This is a genomic window from Sphingomonas sp. S-NIH.Pt3_0716 (assembly GCF_003950715.1).
GTDB classification, from domain to species: Bacteria; Pseudomonadota; Alphaproteobacteria; order Sphingomonadales; family Sphingomonadaceae; genus Sphingobium; species Sphingobium yanoikuyae_A.
Map to the genome: position 1 here is coordinate 94,606 of NZ_QLJK01000016.1, position 14,564 is coordinate 109,169.

Annotated in this window: 14 protein-coding genes; 2 read left to right on the forward strand and 12 right to left on the reverse strand. The window is 65.9% G+C overall.

From position 1 onward, the window contains the following. Positions 1-2 precede the first annotated feature (2 nt). The 11 genes from BRX37_RS14515 to BRX37_RS14565 form a co-directional block, all read right to left on the reverse strand. On the reverse strand, positions 3-1,277 hold the full coding sequence (locus BRX37_RS14515) for a polysaccharide biosynthesis protein (RefSeq protein WP_125987833.1): 1,275 nt from the start codon (positions 1,275-1,277) through the stop codon (positions 3-5). After that, positions 1,270-2,076, reverse strand: coding sequence for a WecB/TagA/CpsF family glycosyltransferase (locus BRX37_RS14520; protein ID WP_037506998.1), 807 nt, complete (start codon positions 2,074-2,076; stop codon positions 1,270-1,272). The genes BRX37_RS14515 and BRX37_RS14520 overlap by 8 nt, the downstream gene beginning before the upstream one ends. Then, positions 2,073-2,978, reverse strand: a complete 906-nt coding sequence (locus BRX37_RS14525; RefSeq protein ID WP_125987836.1) for a P-loop NTPase family protein — start codon at positions 2,976-2,978, stop codon at positions 2,073-2,075. Before BRX37_RS14525 ends, BRX37_RS14520 begins: the two co-directional genes overlap by 4 nt. Then, positions 2,975-4,330 carry a GNVR domain-containing protein gene (locus BRX37_RS14530; protein WP_125987838.1) on the reverse strand — a complete coding sequence of 452 codons (1,356 nt, stop codon included), beginning with the start codon at positions 4,328-4,330 and terminating at the stop codon, positions 2,975-2,977. Before BRX37_RS14530 ends, BRX37_RS14525 begins: the two co-directional genes overlap by 4 nt. After that, complete coding sequence (locus tag BRX37_RS14535; protein WP_125987878.1) at positions 4,327-5,739, reverse strand: AAA family ATPase; 1,413 nt, start codon at positions 5,737-5,739, stop codon at positions 4,327-4,329. Before BRX37_RS14535 ends, BRX37_RS14530 begins: the two co-directional genes overlap by 4 nt. A gap of 5 nt (positions 5,740-5,744) precedes the next feature. After that, positions 5,745-6,593 (reverse strand): polysaccharide biosynthesis/export family protein, encoded by an 849-nt coding sequence (locus BRX37_RS14540; protein WP_125987840.1) that lies wholly within the window; start codon positions 6,591-6,593, stop codon positions 5,745-5,747. Positions 6,594-6,612: 19 nt separating this feature from the next. After that, positions 6,613-7,770 (reverse strand): hypothetical protein, encoded by a 1,158-nt coding sequence (locus BRX37_RS14545; protein ID WP_037506992.1) that lies wholly within the window; start codon positions 7,768-7,770, stop codon positions 6,613-6,615. A 261-nt stretch (positions 7,771-8,031) separates the two neighbouring features. Further along, complete coding sequence (locus tag BRX37_RS14550) at positions 8,032-8,241, reverse strand: hypothetical protein (protein ID WP_010339081.1); 210 nt, start codon at positions 8,239-8,241, stop codon at positions 8,032-8,034. A 168-nt stretch (positions 8,242-8,409) separates the two neighbouring features. Continuing rightward, positions 8,410-9,801 (reverse strand): sugar transferase, encoded by a 1,392-nt coding sequence (locus BRX37_RS14555; RefSeq protein WP_004212431.1) that lies wholly within the window; start codon positions 9,799-9,801, stop codon positions 8,410-8,412. Between the two features lie 286 nt (positions 9,802-10,087). After that, positions 10,088-10,324, reverse strand: coding sequence for a hypothetical protein (locus BRX37_RS14560; protein WP_318276690.1), 237 nt, complete (start codon positions 10,322-10,324; stop codon positions 10,088-10,090). Positions 10,325-10,420: 96 nt separating this feature from the next. Next, positions 10,421-12,568 carry a TonB-dependent receptor plug domain-containing protein gene (locus BRX37_RS14565; RefSeq protein ID WP_125987842.1) on the reverse strand — a complete coding sequence of 716 codons (2,148 nt, stop codon included), beginning with the start codon at positions 12,566-12,568 and terminating at the stop codon, positions 10,421-10,423. A gap of 75 nt (positions 12,569-12,643) precedes the next feature. Between BRX37_RS14565 and BRX37_RS14570 the strand changes: the two genes are divergently transcribed. After that, positions 12,644-13,171, forward strand: a complete 528-nt coding sequence (locus BRX37_RS14570) for a hypothetical protein (protein ID WP_125987844.1) — start codon at positions 12,644-12,646, stop codon at positions 13,169-13,171. Further along, the gene (locus BRX37_RS14575; protein ID WP_125987846.1) at positions 13,168-14,154 is read left to right on the forward strand and encodes a cytochrome-c peroxidase; all 987 of its coding nucleotides are present in this window, start codon (positions 13,168-13,170) and stop codon (positions 14,152-14,154) included. The genes BRX37_RS14570 and BRX37_RS14575 overlap by 4 nt, the downstream gene beginning before the upstream one ends. On the opposite strand, the gene BRX37_RS14580 is transcribed toward BRX37_RS14575, so the two are convergent. Next, positions 14,149-14,526, reverse strand: coding sequence for a winged helix-turn-helix domain-containing protein (locus BRX37_RS14580; protein ID WP_125987848.1), 378 nt, complete (start codon positions 14,524-14,526; stop codon positions 14,149-14,151). The genes BRX37_RS14575 and BRX37_RS14580 overlap by 6 nt on opposite strands. Between the last annotated feature and the right edge of the window lie 38 nt (positions 14,527-14,564).

Consider the following 14,564-nt stretch of genomic DNA (forward strand, 5'->3'; position numbering starts at 1 on the left):
GCTCAACCCTCCGCCTGGTCGCGGCGCCAGCTGCGGTCCAGCTGCCAGATGCCGAGCATCATGACGAGCTGCGACAGCACGACGCCGGCGATCGAGAAGACGGGCGCGACCAGCAGGGTCAGCAGCGTGACGGCGGCAATGCCGACGCCACAGCTGCGCAGGCTCTGGGCGGCGAGCGGACGGAACGCCTTGCGGGCCTGGGTCATGACGCTCATCGGCGTCTGCACGCACTGGACCAACGAGAGCAGGGCGCAGAGCGCCACGGCCGTGATCACCAGCTGATGGTCGAGGGTGGGCTTGAGGATCAGGCTGGGGAAGAAATAGAGCGCGCCGGCCGCGACCACGCAGGTGCCGAGCCACAGGAAGACAAGGGCGCCCATGAAGATGCGTTCCGACTGGATCGCGGCCTGATGATCGCCGCGCGCGACGGCACGGGTCATGCGCGGGCGTTCCAGCTGGGTGAGGGCGGTGATGCAGACATTGACCGGGCGGAAGAACAGCATGCCGACGGCGATCGGCGCGAAGGCGGTTGGCCCCGCCAGCAGGGTCACGGCATAGCTATGGGCGTTCGACGTCGCCTCGGTCGACAGCACGCCGACCAGCGTCCAGGCCGACTGTTCCTTCCACACCGGGCGGTAGGCGCGCAGGGCGGCCAGCGGCGACATGGCGACATGGCGGCGCAGATAGGGACTGCCAAAGGGCAGCAGGCCAGCGAGGCTGGCGGCGACCAGCATGGTGCCGATGCCGGTGAGGTCCGCGCCGGTGCGCATCGCGACCAGCAGGCCAATGAGGATCGTCGCGGCATAGGCGATGTCGGACCGGGCGGCCTGCATCGGCGCATGATGAGCATAGGCGTTGGAACGGCCGAACCAGCGGACCAGCGACAATGTGCCCGCCAGGCCGAAGACCAGCGCGGCCTGTGGCGAGGCGGTGGTCCAGGCGATGGCGGCGCAGATCAGCCCCTGGCTGAGCGACAGCAGCAGGTTGACCGGGAAGAAGAAGCCATGCGCCGCGCGATCGACATCCTCGCCCTGATTGACGGCGATCGTATAGGGCGTCGACACCAGCGCGTTGGACAGGCTGTAGCCGAACTGGATGATGACCAGCAGGAAGGCGAGCACGCCGATTCCGGTGGTGGCGAGATGGTGGATCGAGAAGAGCTGGACCAGCAGATGGCTGACCGAGACGATCGCCGAGGAGAAGCTGGCGAGGCCGAAGCGGCCGAAGATGGTGCCCAGGCGCTGGGTACGGCCGGAAGCCGCCTGCACCTCAGCCATGGCGGTGCTTCCAGATCAGCCACAGGGCATGGGGATTGGTGGTGATATAGCGCCAGGCCAGTTCCTTGGGCCGGGTGCCCATGCGGTGCAGCCATTCCAGGCCATTGCGCTGCATCCACATCGGTGCGCGCGGATAGTCGCCGGTGATATAGTTGAACAGGCCGCCGCAGGTGACGATCCAGCCGGCCTTGATCCGATCGCGATTGCGCACGCAAAAGGCCTGCTCGCGCGGCTTGCCGGTGCCGACCCACAGCACATCGGGCGCGGCCGCATTGATCGCGTCGATCACCGCATCCTCTTCCTCCGGCTTCCAGAAGCCGTTGCGGCGTCCCGCGACGGTGAGGCCCGGTGCCATCTCGACGATCCGATCGGCGCAGGCGGCGTTCACCTTCTCCTCGCCGCCGAGCAGATAGTAGCTGACACCGGCCTTGGCTGCGGGCACAAGGCTGTCGATGAACATGTCGGTGGTGCTCGACCGGTCGGCGATCGGCGGCTGGCCGACCCAGCGCGAGGCGGCGACGACGATCTGGCCATCGGCATGGATCAGGTCTGCCTGGGCCAGATTGTCGCGAAACCCCTTGTCGGTGGCGTTCATCGACAGGCCCTGACCATTGCAGTCGAAGATCAGCAGCGGACGCTGGTCGAGCGCGCGGCGCAGCGGCGCCTCGCCCAGCATCCGGTCGATCAGCGCGTCGAGCGACAGGGTCGACACCGGAATGCCGCCGACCAGGGCGATCTCCTCCGGCGTGGACACGGGCTGTTGCAGCGGCTGACGGGGAATGGCCTGCTCCAGGCTCATGCGATCACGCTCCCTGCGATGCTGATATTATGACGGTCCAGATCGTCGATCACGCGGCGCATGTCGGCGATCGCGGTCTCGCCGCGCCGGGCGATGATAGTGACGGCATCGAAGCCCGCGAGGATAGAGCCGAACGGCGTCTGCTCGCCGCGCCGCTGGGCGAGGTAAAAGAGCATCGACGTGTCGTGCAGGCCCCAGCCGGCGGCGGTGTCCGCCAGCGGTCCCTTGGTCACCAGGCTGGATGCGCTGCCCGATGCCCGGCCGGCGGTCATCAGCCACAGGCCATCGACCGCCGTGCGTGCGGCAGGCAGCAGCGCGGCGCTGCCCAGCAATTGTTCTGCCAGGCCCGCCTTGTTGGCGACGCGGAACAGCCGATCGAGCGAGGGGCGGTCGATATCGACATCGACCAGCATCGTCTGCCCGTCCATCTGCGCCATCACGACGGCCAGATTGGCGGCAAGGATCGCGGCCTCGTCGCCCGCATCGATCGACAGGATGGCAAGGCGCAGGGCTGCGCCGTCGCTGTCCTTTGCCGCCGCGCGCATCTTGGCGCGGATGGTGCGGACCTTGGCGGCATAGGCATCTGCCGGGTCAAAGGCGCTGACCACCAGCGGATCGACCCGCTGGTCGCTGGCCGCCAGTAGCGGGAAGCCGCCCTGCATGGCGAGGATGACGCCCGCCGTTTCAGGATCGAGCAGGCCAAGGTCGATCGCCGCCTGCTGGAAGGGCTGGCCGGCGGCATGGCCATGGGCTTCGATCCGGCCAATGTCGGTCTCGGCGAGGAAGCCATGTTCGACCGCAAGTTGCGCGAAATCCTTGATGTCGCGGGCGCGGGGCTTGAGGCCGGTCGTGGCGCCGGTGGTCAGATGGGGATGGGCACTAGCCGTGGAACGCAGTCTCATGCGGCCTCCTGTCGCTTGGGGAGCCAGCCGCCCCGCGCGGGGGCAGGCAGCAATTCGGTGATGACTTCGACCTCGGTCGCACGGGCCACACCAGCGGCGGAGCGGACGCGGGGCTGAGCGATTTCGATCAGGACGACCGCCGCGATGCCGCCGACCAGGCCAAGGGCGATGCCGCCCACCAGCCAGAGCAGCAGGTTCGGCTTGGCGGGCAGCAGCGGCACGGTCGCCTCGTCGAGCAGGCTGGCATTGGGCTGCGAGATCTGGCTCTTGAGCGCCGCTTCGTTGAAGCGCTGGCGCACCGTGTCATAGGTCTGGCGGGCCGCATCGACGTCGCGCTGCATGACCATCAACTGGTCCTGCACGTCGGACATGCGGATCATGCGGTCTTCCTGCGAGGCCATGTTCGACTTGAGATCGCCCTCGCGGCGGCTGGCGGCGACGCTGTTGGCGCTGACGGCACCGGCCTGGCTGGCGCGGGCGGCGACCAGCTTGGTCTGGAGTTCGGACAATTGCGCGGACGCGGCCGCCATGGTTGGGTGGTTGGGGCCGAGCGTCTTGCCCAGTTCCTGCACCTTGGCCGACTGGGCAGCGACCTGTTCCTGCAAATTCTGGACGATCAGCGACCCTTCGATGTCCGACACCGAACCGGCGCCGGCCTTGCCGCGCGCGGCGGCAGCTTCGGCCTGGGCCTGGGTCAGCTGATAGGACATGTTCTTCAGCTTCTCGGCCTCAAGATCCATGCGGTTGATGCCGATAATGTCATGGGCGCGCTGGAAGTCGGACAGGCGCTTTTGCGCATCCTCATAGCGGCGGCGCACGTCGGCGGTCTGCTCGTTGAACCATTTGGCCGAGGTGCGCGCCGGCGAGGCACGCAGTTCCACCTGCTCGCGCATGTAGATCTGCGCGGCGAGGTTGGCGACGCGGGCGGCGACCTGCGGATCGGGATCGAGATACTGGATCTGCAGCACGTTGCTCTGGCGGCCGGTGGTCACCAGTAGACCGGCGCGCACGCGCGCGGCCGCCTGTTGCAGGCGGGCATCGGCCGGCATGTCTGCGGGCAGCGCGTCGATGAAGCCCGCTTCCTTGGCGACCGCATTGATCACCTTGGCACTGCGGATGATGTCGGTCTGGGTGCCCAGGATCGAGTCCACCTCGACCCGGCCCTGATTCTGGGTCGTGTCGGTCGGATCGGTTTGCGACAGGTCCAGCATCAGCGAGGTCGTCGCCATATATTGGCGCGACTGCATGAAGGCCGCGACCGCGATCAGCAGGAACAGGGCGCCGCCGATCATCGCGGCGACCCGCCAGCGCGCCTTGACGGCGGCGGCAAGGTCCAGGGGGTTCATCGTCATAGTCCGTCCACTCCTCGGAGCATGGCGCGCATTTCCTCGGCCGGCGTCGGCGCGACCGTGCGCGGCGCGGGCTGCTTGGCCATCAGCAGCAGGAATTGCGGCGCCAGCGTATCTTGAAACATCCACAATTCGCCGCCCGGCGTGGGCGTAAGCGCAGGCTCCAACCGGGCCAGCGCATCGCTGGCATCGGCCTCCATGCCCGGATATTCGCCCAATATGTCGCTGCCGACGCGCAGCAGCCGCTCCAGCGAAATCGCCGACATCTGCGATGCGACGATACCGGCCAGCGCGATCATCCGGCGCCCCGATGCGCTGTCGCGCAGGGCGCGGGTGAACAGGCCATGGCTGGCGCTGCTCATTTCCGCCCAGTCGTCCAGCGCGCTGGCCAGGCCCTGTTCGACATCGCCCGCGGTCACCTGCTCGCGGCCGCCGGCCTCGGTAACAAGCGCCGCCTGCATGCCGAACAGCCGGGCATGATAGGGCGATCCCATCGCCGCGCCGGCCAGCGCCTCGACGGCTTCGGGCGTGATCGACAGCCCCGCCTTCTCGCCGCAGCTTGCCAGCAACAGTTCCAGTTCGGGGCGCGCAATCGGGCTGACCCGCTGCGGCGCGATATGGCGGCGGAGCGAGGGATGGGCGGCGATCAGGCCATCGACGTCCCCGGCGATGCCAACCAGCACCACCTGCACCGGCGAATGGATATCGGTCAGCAGCTTGAGCAGCGTTGCGACATCCTGCTTGGCGGTGTCGGAGCGGACCCGGTCATATTCGTCGAGGATCAGGATGGAGCGCTGGCGCACCTCCTCGACCAGCAAAGTGGCAAGGCCGTTCACGTCCAGCGGACCGGTAGCGAGCTTGCGGGCCCGTTCCTGGCCCGCGCCGCTCATCGGCAGTTCGGTCAGGAACGGGCGGAACAGCGAGTCGAAATCGGCCTCGCCGCTCGCGGACCCGTAAAGGGCGACGCAGCCGGCCTCGTCCGCCAGATCGCCGAAGACGCGCGCAAGCGAGGTCTTGCCCGATCCGCGCGTGCCGAAGATGATCGCATGCTTGCGCTGGACCACGATCGCCTCGACCAGCTTTTCCAGCTCATTGTTACGGCCGGCCAGGCCATGGCGGTCGGTCACCGGCATGGCGGTGTTGAACGCGCTGTAGATCGAATCCCGGCGCAGGCTGATGGGCTTGAGCGGCGTTGCCATCGCGCCCATCGAAAGCGGTCGCGGGGTGTCGTCGGGCGCAGGTTCGGGTGCGGCCGTCCGGTGGAAGCTCGGTGCGACCGGTTCCTCCAGCAGCAACGGAGCCTGATCGGGGATGACACGGGCGGAGGGGCTGGAGCCGCCGGCCAGTCGGCGCGGCAGGGACCAGAGCCAGTCGAGCGTGCCCGCCGAGCGGGCGCCGAAATCATGTTCCATCGCGGTCAAAACAGCTTCTCCCGGATGATGAGGACGTCTTCGGGCTTGACCGGGTCATCCAGCTTGGCCTGGACCTCCTGGCCGCCGCGCTTCACCTTGATGCTGCGGGTAGAGCCGGCGAGGGTCGGACCACCGGCCAGGGCAAGCGCCTGGCGGAAGGTCTGGCCCGCGACATAGGAGAAGGCGCCGGGTTGCTGGACCTGGCCATAGACATAGACTTTCTCGGCCGGCGGCACGAACAGGATGTCGCCGGCCTGGAGCGCCCGTCCGGCGCCTGCGCTCATGTCGGTGAGCGAGATGCGCACGGCGCCGCTGCCATCGGCCGGGGTCAGGATGACGGCATTGGCGCCGGCCGTGGTCGCGCCGCCGGCCTTGGCCAGCATCGACGCCACCGTATAGTTGCGGTCGAGCGGATAATTGCCGGCCTGGGGCACATTGCCCAGCACCGTGACCGAGCGGCTGACATAGTCGCTGACCTCGACGCTGACCGAGGGTTTGGTCAGATAGCCGCCACCGGCATAACTCGCGGCGATGTCGGACGCGAGCTGGGATGTGGTCTTGCCTTTCGCATCCACCGGCCCGACCAGCGCGAGCAGCACCGTGCCGTCGGCCTTGATCCTGGTTTCGGTCGAGAGGTCGGGCTGGCCGAAGATCGAGATCTTCAGTTGATCGTCCGGGCCGAGCAGATAGCCGGATGGCGCGGGCGTCGCCGGCCGCGCTGGCGTGGCGGCAACCGCCGCCGCTGCCGCGGCACCGGCAGGCGCCTGTGCCGTTTGGGTTTGGGCCGACAATGCGGTCGGCACCGCCAGCAGGGGGAGGGCGGCAAGGATATGGAAGCGTGTCGCTATTCTCATGGGTCAGGATCCCTTCGGGTCAAAAGCGCAGCAGGGCTGAGAGCGTCACCTGCGTGCCGCTATAGTTGGAGACATCGGTGTCGGTCCGACGGCGGTAATGCTGGGCGTCGAGGCTGAGATCGAAGCGATCGGTCAGCTTGCGCTTGAGCGTCGCGCCGAACTGGCGATTGCGGTCCGCCTCGATCGAGAAGGGGCGCAGCGCCGCATCCTGCCGGAACTTGCGCCTCTGCCAGTCGGCATAAAGGCCGGCCGAGGTCAGTTCGCTGATCGCGAACTCCCCTTCGATCCGATAGCTGGACCGGATCGCGAAGCCGCTGGCGATCAGGCTGTCATTCATGATGTCGCGGGCGGTGGAGGCGGTCAGCTTGACGCGCGGGATGATGCTGGTCGACAGCCGCACATCCCAGCCCATGCCATTATAATTGCCGACCGCAGCGGAATCGCTGCTGACATCCAGCCATTGCAGGTCGGCGTCGATCTGGGTGATCGGCGTGACCGAGCGCTGGAAGCGCAAGCCATAGGCGTTGATGCGGTTCTTGATGCCCAGCGTGCGCCGGTCGCTGACCGTGCGCTCATAATAAGTGGTGAGCGTGCCGAAGCTGGGCTTGTTATAGCCAAGGCCAACCTTGAAGCTGTCGCTGTCCTGGTCGGCATAGTCGAAATCATCGGCGTTGCGCGTCGTGTCGTGCTGGTAGCCGGCGACCGGGAAGAAGCCTGGCCGCTCGCACGACAGGTCGGCCCCCAGCGTCGAAAAGCGCTGGAGATTTTCGGTCGCGGCGTTGATGTCGCCATAATCGGCCCGCTGCTGGCGATAGCTGGCGCGCGGCGTGATGCCGCAGGTCGCTCCGAATCGAATCGTCGCCCTGGCCTCTGCATCGAGTCGCAGCTTGCTGCGCTGGGTCTCCGATACGAACTGGTCATAGCCGGCCTTAGCCCGGATCTGGATGTCGTGCCGCCCGATCGGATGGGCATAGGTCGCCTCGATCGAGGGCGTGACGATCAGGTCGCCGGTGGGGTCTTCGACCCGGTCGTCGACGCGATAGACATTGTCGTCATAGAGAAGATCGAGCCCGGCCGTCAGGTGCAGGCCGAGCGTATCTATGCGCTTGTCATCATCCTGGGCCTGCGCCGTGGAGGGCAGCCCGGCGAACAGCATTGCGCCGCCAAGAGCGGCCATGGCGGCCGCATGCGGCCATGCAAAATCATTTGCTGCGGGCGCACAGGGGCGCGCCCGCAAACACGGGTTATGGGCATTATCCAAACGCATGAATCCTTATTGCATTGCAGCAACAAGGGGCATGCTAATCGTATTTTTACGTAATGCACACGGGTCCGGACGCGACTTGTCGCGCCAAAACAACGGCTCGTTTCATCGACGAAAGGAGCCGTTAACAGCCGATCCCGGCTGTTAATCTGAGGGCAAGGAAACTGGCCCCGATCAGAAGATCAGATAAGCGATCGCGCCGATTGCCGCGCAGAAGGCGAGGATGCCCGCCCAGCGCGAAACAAACTGAATCGGCCCTTCCGCGCGGTCGGCGATCGACAGCGCATGGCCGTTTTCGGGGAGATCGCGGACGGCGATGCCCGCATCGGAAAAGGAGGTTTTCGTTGCGGCAACTGCCGCCAATTCATCAGCCACGACCGTCATCCTGGGAACTTTATGAACGGTCGTTAATATAGGATTTTAGGGTTCACAAATAGTTTACATCGGCATGAAAGCCGGCTCAGCTCATCGCAAAAGCCGGCTTCTGATGCTGAAAATCCTCAATCCTGGTCAAAGCCCCTGTAAACATTGGGGCTTCACCAGCAGGCGGGATCAATAGGCGTTGCGGTGAACCAGAACCCGTGCCGTGCCGACCAGGATGCCGATGTCGCGCATCAGGCTCCAGCCGTGCAGATATTCCAGATCCGCCTCGACCCGGTTCAGAATGTCGCGCCGGGTTTCGGTCGCGCCGCGGAAGCCGCGGATCTGGGCCAGGCCGGTGATGCCGGGCTTGAGCGCATGGCGATGCCAATATTGACGGTCGACCTGCCAGAACAGCTGGTCCTCGGCGGTCGAACCCAGCGCATGGGGGCGCGGGCCAACCAGGCTCATCTCGCCCAGCAGCACGTTGAGGAGCTGAGGCAACTCGTCGATGCTGGTGCTGCGGATGAAGCGGCCGACGCGGGTGATGCGGTTATCGTCGCGCTGGGTCGATGTGGCGCCGGCGGTGTCGCACTGTTCCACCCGCATGCTGCGGAACTTGAGGATGTGGAACAGGCGGTTGCCGCGGCCGATCCGTTCCTGGCGGAAGAAGACCGGGCCCGGCGAGTCCAGCCGGATGGCGACGGCTACGGCGATCATCAGCGGCGCCAGCGCGATCAGCACCGGCACGGTCAGGATGATGTCGAGCAGCCGCTTCTTGGCGCGATTGGCAAGGTTGAGCGGACCGCGGGCGACCACCAGCGTCGACACGCCGCGATGGCTCTGCACCGCGAGCGGCGCCATCGGGTCGAGTTCCGGCACGATGATCTCGCCCAGGATATTGCCGCCCTTGAGCATCTGCGCCCAGTCGGCCTTGCGCTCCAGCGGGCAAGAAATGACCACGCGATCGAAATCGCGCAGCAGCATGCCCAGGCGATGCAGCATATAGGGATCGTCAAGATCGGCGCGCAGGCCGAGCGTCGGTGCGTCCACGATCGTCATGCCGTTCACATCGTCGGGGATCAGGCCGTCGTCGATGATCAGCAACTGGGCGAACAGCCCTTCGGCGAAATGGCGGCGAACGGCACGGACGACCAGCACCCGCTGCATCACGATCAGCGCGCCGCTGAAGAACAGACCCGTGCTGATGCCCAGGCGCGAGAAATTGTCGGTGACCTTCAGCGAGAAGACGACCAGCAGGAAGATCAGCAGGGTTCCGGCGAAGGCCATTACTGCACTGCGGCATGAGGCCGTCATGCTGGTCAGGCAACGCGGGTTATAGGCCTGATTGTGAAAGGCGATGGTGCCATAGACCAATATCCCGCCGGCGAGCGGTTGCCAGACCTCCATCGACAGGATCGGAATGCCGGCCACGCGCAGGCCGATGACGAACCCTGCGGCCAGGGCCATCATGTCTGCAAGCAGCAGAACCAGGCTCAGCCACAGGCGCGCGTTCCGCTGGAAAGCGGCGGTGGCGGGCTGGCGACTGGGGGTTCCTGCAATCGCCAGATCTATTTTGGACATCGGCAACCCTTTAAATGCGTCGTGACGTCATGGTCCGCCCGCCCGTCGTCAGACGGTGGCGATCTTTCCCCAGGACATCCGCTGCCTTTGATTTATGTTGCGTAGCAGCAGGACATAGTTGCTCGGTTGTTACAATTGGCGGAGGGATATTCGGACGCACATTTCCGACGATCCGTTGAGCGCGCATTTTTCATCCTGCCGCCCCTTCGTTCTGTCGCAGGGAAAATCGATCAGGCGCGGTGAGAGGCCTTGCCGGCCTGATGGAAACGACGTCGAATCAAATCGCTCAGCGAAACAGCCACCAGCCGATCAGAAGCAGCGCGCCGACAAGGGCCACGGGGCCTGCCCAGCGTGACAGGAACTGCACGCCGGCTTCGGCCAGATGATGGGGGAAAGGCCAGATTCTGGGGTCATCCGCATCCTCGCCATGCTGCGGGACGGGATCATGCCGTGGCGCCGACCGGGCGCTGTCGTGTCCGGCATTGCGATCCTGCGGTGGCGGAAACAGATCGACCATCATCATTCCCGATGCGATGCGATGCGAGAATAGCGACCGCGGATCACGATAACCTGCGGCCGGGCAAAGATAAACCATTATCCCTGCCCGGCCGCGTTCGGTTCAATAGCGGAAACGCGCCGACGCATAGACGGTGCGTCCCGGTTCGGGAAAACCATCCGTCAGCGTGTAATAGTCATCGAACAGATTGCGCCCGCCAATGCCGAGGTCGATCTGGTCGGTCAGCGCCAGATCGACGCGCAGGCTGGCATTCACATAGGCGCCGGTGCGGTAATAGCGGGTTGGTTGCGACGCCGGGGTTGCGGTGAACAATGTCCAGCGGTTCGACGCCAGATCGACGCTCGGGACGATGTGCAACCGTTCGACAGGCGCCCAGTCGATGTAAGCAAAGCCCTTGTGCGTGGGAACGCCGGTGGGACGGAAGCGCGCGTTTGACGGATCGGTCAGGTCGCGCTTGATGCCGGTATAGTTGATGCCCGCGTCCAGCCCCGGCAGCAGCGTCGCCGACGCCGACAGTTCGATGCCATAATATTCGCCCTTGCCGACATTGCGGCTCTGGCTGAGGTTGGTGAGGGCGCAGCCCGTGGTCGGCACGGCGGGCGGCGTGGTCGACGCGGTGCAGGGATAGGCCGGCGTCGGCACGCTGAAGATGGCGTCCCGCACCCAGCTGTAGAAGAGCGCGCCTTCCAGGCGGATGGATCCCTGGCTCCAGCTTCCGCCGATTTCCGCATTGGTCGCCCGTTCCGCCTTCAGGTCGGGATTGGGGATGGCGGTGTTGAAGCGCTGGCTGAACCGTTCGAAGATGGTCGGGAAGCGGGCACGCGATGACAGGCTGGCGTGGAGCGACAGCGCATCGCTCGCCTGCCAGTCGAACCGGCCCTGCGCATTCCAGGTGTCGGCGTCCCTGCGCGGATAATTGTAGATGACCGATGGCGTGCCCGACGTGCCGAGCGGGGCGCCATATTCCTCGGCTCGTTCCAGGTTGCGCCAGTCATAGCTGCCACCCAGGGTGAAGCGAAGCGTCGGGCTCAGCGCCAGCTCATTTTCCAGCGCAATGGAATAGGTGGCCTCGCTCTGGGTCTGTTTCGGCTCCGTGGTGGCGACGCCGGCCGTCGAAAAGCTGGTCTGGAACTCGACATGCTCATCATGGCGATAATGGAAGGCGAGGCGGAGTGTGTCCGCATCGGTCGCGGTGAAATCGAGTTGGGCCGATCCGCCCCACGCCTTGTCCTCATAGGGGCTGTCAAAGGCATAGGGCCGGCTCTGCGTGGTCAGCGTCCGGTCGTTGAAGGAGCGGAGCATCGAATCGAACTGGTTATAATAGGCGCGGGTCTTGAGCGTGGCCCGGTCGCCCAGCGCCGTGGTCGACAGGAAATAGACGCTGGTGATGTCCCAGGACGGCCAGTCCCAGAAACGGGCCGTGGTGACCGTGTCGCTGATATGCAGCGGCGCGCTCTTCGATCCTTCCTGATGGGTATAGCTCAGCGCATATTCGTCGGTGGCATTGGGGGTGAAGCCGACCTTGGCATTGACCCGCCAGTCCTCCGCCCGCGAAAAGTCGCGCGCCCCGCCATCTTCGAGCGTGGACACGCGCGGCGTGAAATCATTGGGCAGGTCCCAATGATCGGTAAAGCTGCGGGCATAGCTGGCCTGCGCATACCAGAGATCGTGCCGGGTGCCGATCTTGGCCGACGTGGTATAGCCGGCATAGTCCATGTCATTGTCGAAGCTGACCTGTCCGCGAAGATCGATGTCGAGCGCTTTGGTCGGTTTGCTGGTCACCAGATTGATGGCGCCGCCCATGGCGCCGGGTCCGTCCAGCACGGAGGCATAGCCCTTGGCCACCTGGACCTCGGCAATGTCGGTGGTCAGGAAACGGCCATAATCGAGCCGGTTGTCGGCGGGCAGATAGACACGGATGCCATCGATCGAGAGCGGCACCTGGAACCGGTCGAAGCCACGCACGAAGACCAATCGCTCGTTGCGGGTGCCGCCGCTGTTGCCGGCGGACACGCCGGGCATGAGGTTGACCGCATCGTCGAGCGAGGTGCGGTTGAAACTGTAGATGGCGTCGGAGGACAGGGTGCTGCCGTCAATCTCGATCCCGCTGGTGCGGGGGGCGGTGACGATGATCTGGCCGAGCGAGAAGCGATCGCTGTCGCCGGCCGCGTCGGGCGCGCCCTGCGCTTGGGCCGTCGCGGTCCAGCAGCACGCGCTGGCCAGCAAAATGCGCATCATGGTCTGTCGCATGAAAATCCCCCTATTCTTGGTCGTTCGACTCGCTATATCCCGCCGTATATAGTTTTGCCTTCGGGAGGGAAGCCCGTGCGTCAGCCTCTGTTCCTGCTGTTTCCGGCCCTGTGCGCGGCCTTGGTGCCGGCATCGGCCTTCGCGCAAATGTCGGGCATGCCAGCCTGCGCCGCGCCGGCCGATCCGCCAGTGGAGATGGCATCCTGGCGCGCGCCGCAGCCGATGCAGGCGGCGGCCGATGCCAAGGGAGCCGGCAAGGACAAGCTGAAAGCCGGGCAGGCGGTGACGCTGACCCTGCTGCCGACGCCCAGGATCAGCTATCCGCTTCGCCCGGCCAAGCCCGGCGGCAGTGTCAGCTTCGGTGGCATCGTCCATTTCACCGTCGATCAGCCCGGCACATGGCGGGTGGCGCTGAGCAGTGGCGCCTGGGTCGATGTGGTGAAGGACGGCACCGCCGCGACCTCGACCGCGCATGGCCATGGCCCCGATTGCACCGGCATCCGCAAGATGGTCGATTACAGCCTGGAACCAGGCGACTATATCCTGCAACTCGCGGCCAATGGCGATCCGCAGATGACGGTGCTGGTGACCCGTCTGCCGTGAAGCCGGCGCGCTGGCCGCTATTGCTCGCGACGCTGCTGCTGATCGGGGCGGGGCGGCCGTGGCATTGGGACTTGCCGCTGGGCGAAGCACCGCCCCCGGTCCCGGCCGGCAACGCAATGAGCGCGGCGAAGGTCGAGCTTGGCCGCCGTCTTTTCTATGACGCCGACCTGTCGGCCAATGGCACGTTGAGCTGTGCCGGGTGCCATGAACAGCATCGCGGCTTTGCCGATGGCAATCGCACGCGGCCCGGCGTTCATGGCGATCCGGGCCTGCGCAATGTGCCGGGCCTGGCCAATGTCGCCTGGTTGCCGCGCCTCACCATGGCGGATCCGGCGATCACCAGCCTGGAGGCGCAGGTCGCCGTGCCCCTGCTGGGCGAGCATCCCGTCGAAATGGGGATGAAGGGGCTGGAGGCGGAACTCCCGCGTCGGCTGGGCGCCGATGCCTGCTATCGGCGGATGTTCGCACGCGCATTTCCGGACCGTCGCGGCCGGATCGACCTCGCGACGGTGTCGGCGGCGCTGGCGGCGTTCGAACGCACGCTGATTTCGCGCGACACCCCCTATGATCGCGATCGACGGGGGCAGGCCGATGCCCTGTCGATGTCGGCCCGGAAGGGCGAGCGGCTGTTCGCGGACAAGGGCTGTGCGTCATGTCACGCGGGTCGAGATTTCAGCGACGGGGCCTATCATCGGCTGGAACCGGCGACGGCCACCGATCCGGGGCTGGCGGAAAAGACGGGGCTGACCAGTGATGCCGGGCGTTTTCGCACGCCCCCGCTCCGCAATGTCGCGGTGACCGGTCCCTGGTGGCATGATGGGTCCGCGCAAACGCTGGATGCGGCGATCCTGCGCCATGGCCAGAAACTGACCGACGCCGAACGGATCGCGATCACGGCTTTCCTCGACAGCCTGACCGATCGGACTTTCCTCACCGATCCACGCTTCGCCATGCCGGCTGAAGCCTGCGGCAAGAAACTATGAAAGAGGGGCGGGCAGGGGGATCGGCCGCAGCAGGGCGTCAAGCTGGCCCTGCGCCCGTCCTCCGGTCACGGTGAGCGCGGCCTGCTCCAGCGCACGATAGGCGGTCAGCACGGCCTGCCCTGCCTCCGTCACCCGCGCGCCACGATCACGGCCGCCGCCGGCGACCGTCTCGACCAGCCGTTCGTTCCAGCAGCGGTTCATCGTGTCGACCAGCAGCCAGCTGCGCCGATAACTCATGCCCAGCGCCCGCCCGGCCGCCGATATGGAGCCGTGCAGCGCGATCGCATCGAGCAGATCGGCCTTGCCCGGTCCCATGGCGATCTCGTCCCCGCAAAGGATCTGGATCTTGAGCTTGAGCGTTCCGGTCTGCATGGCCCTGCCTGATTGCGTGCGATTTGCCCCTCTTAGCC

What these genes read in the sequence shown, in the direction of transcription:
- BRX37_RS14515 (WP_125987833.1), bottom strand. Translation starts at nt 1,277, where the DNA reads ATGGCTGAGGTGCAGGCGGCTTCCGGCCGTACCCAGCGCCTGGGCACC.
- BRX37_RS14520 (WP_037506998.1), bottom strand. Translation starts at nt 2,076, where the DNA reads ATGAGCCTGGAGCAGGCCATTCCCCGTCAGCCGCTGCAACAGCCCGTG.
- BRX37_RS14525 (WP_125987836.1), bottom strand. Translation starts at nt 2,978, where the DNA reads ATGAGACTGCGTTCCACGGCTAGTGCCCATCCCCATCTGACCACCGGC.
- BRX37_RS14530 (WP_125987838.1), bottom strand. Translation starts at nt 4,330, where the DNA reads ATGACGATGAACCCCCTGGACCTTGCCGCCGCCGTCAAGGCGCGCTGG.
- BRX37_RS14535 (WP_125987878.1), bottom strand. Translation starts at nt 5,739, where the DNA reads ATGGAACATGATTTCGGCGCCCGCTCGGCGGGCACGCTCGACTGGCTC.
- BRX37_RS14540 (WP_125987840.1), bottom strand. Translation starts at nt 6,593, where the DNA reads ATGAGAATAGCGACACGCTTCCATATCCTTGCCGCCCTCCCCCTGCTG.
- BRX37_RS14545 (WP_037506992.1), bottom strand. Translation starts at nt 7,770, where the DNA reads ATGGCCGCTCTTGGCGGCGCAATGCTGTTCGCCGGGCTGCCCTCCACG.
- BRX37_RS14550 (WP_010339081.1), bottom strand. Translation starts at nt 8,241, where the DNA reads ATGACGGTCGTGGCTGATGAATTGGCGGCAGTTGCCGCAACGAAAACC.
- BRX37_RS14555 (WP_004212431.1), bottom strand. Translation starts at nt 9,801, where the DNA reads ATGTCCAAAATAGATCTGGCGATTGCAGGAACCCCCAGTCGCCAGCCC.
- BRX37_RS14560 (WP_318276690.1), bottom strand. Translation starts at nt 10,324, where the DNA reads ATGATGATGGTCGATCTGTTTCCGCCACCGCAGGATCGCAATGCCGGA.
- BRX37_RS14565 (WP_125987842.1), bottom strand. Translation starts at nt 12,568, where the DNA reads ATGCGACAGACCATGATGCGCATTTTGCTGGCCAGCGCGTGCTGCTGG.
- BRX37_RS14580 (WP_125987848.1), bottom strand. Translation starts at nt 14,526, where the DNA reads ATGCAGACCGGAACGCTCAAGCTCAAGATCCAGATCCTTTGCGGGGAC.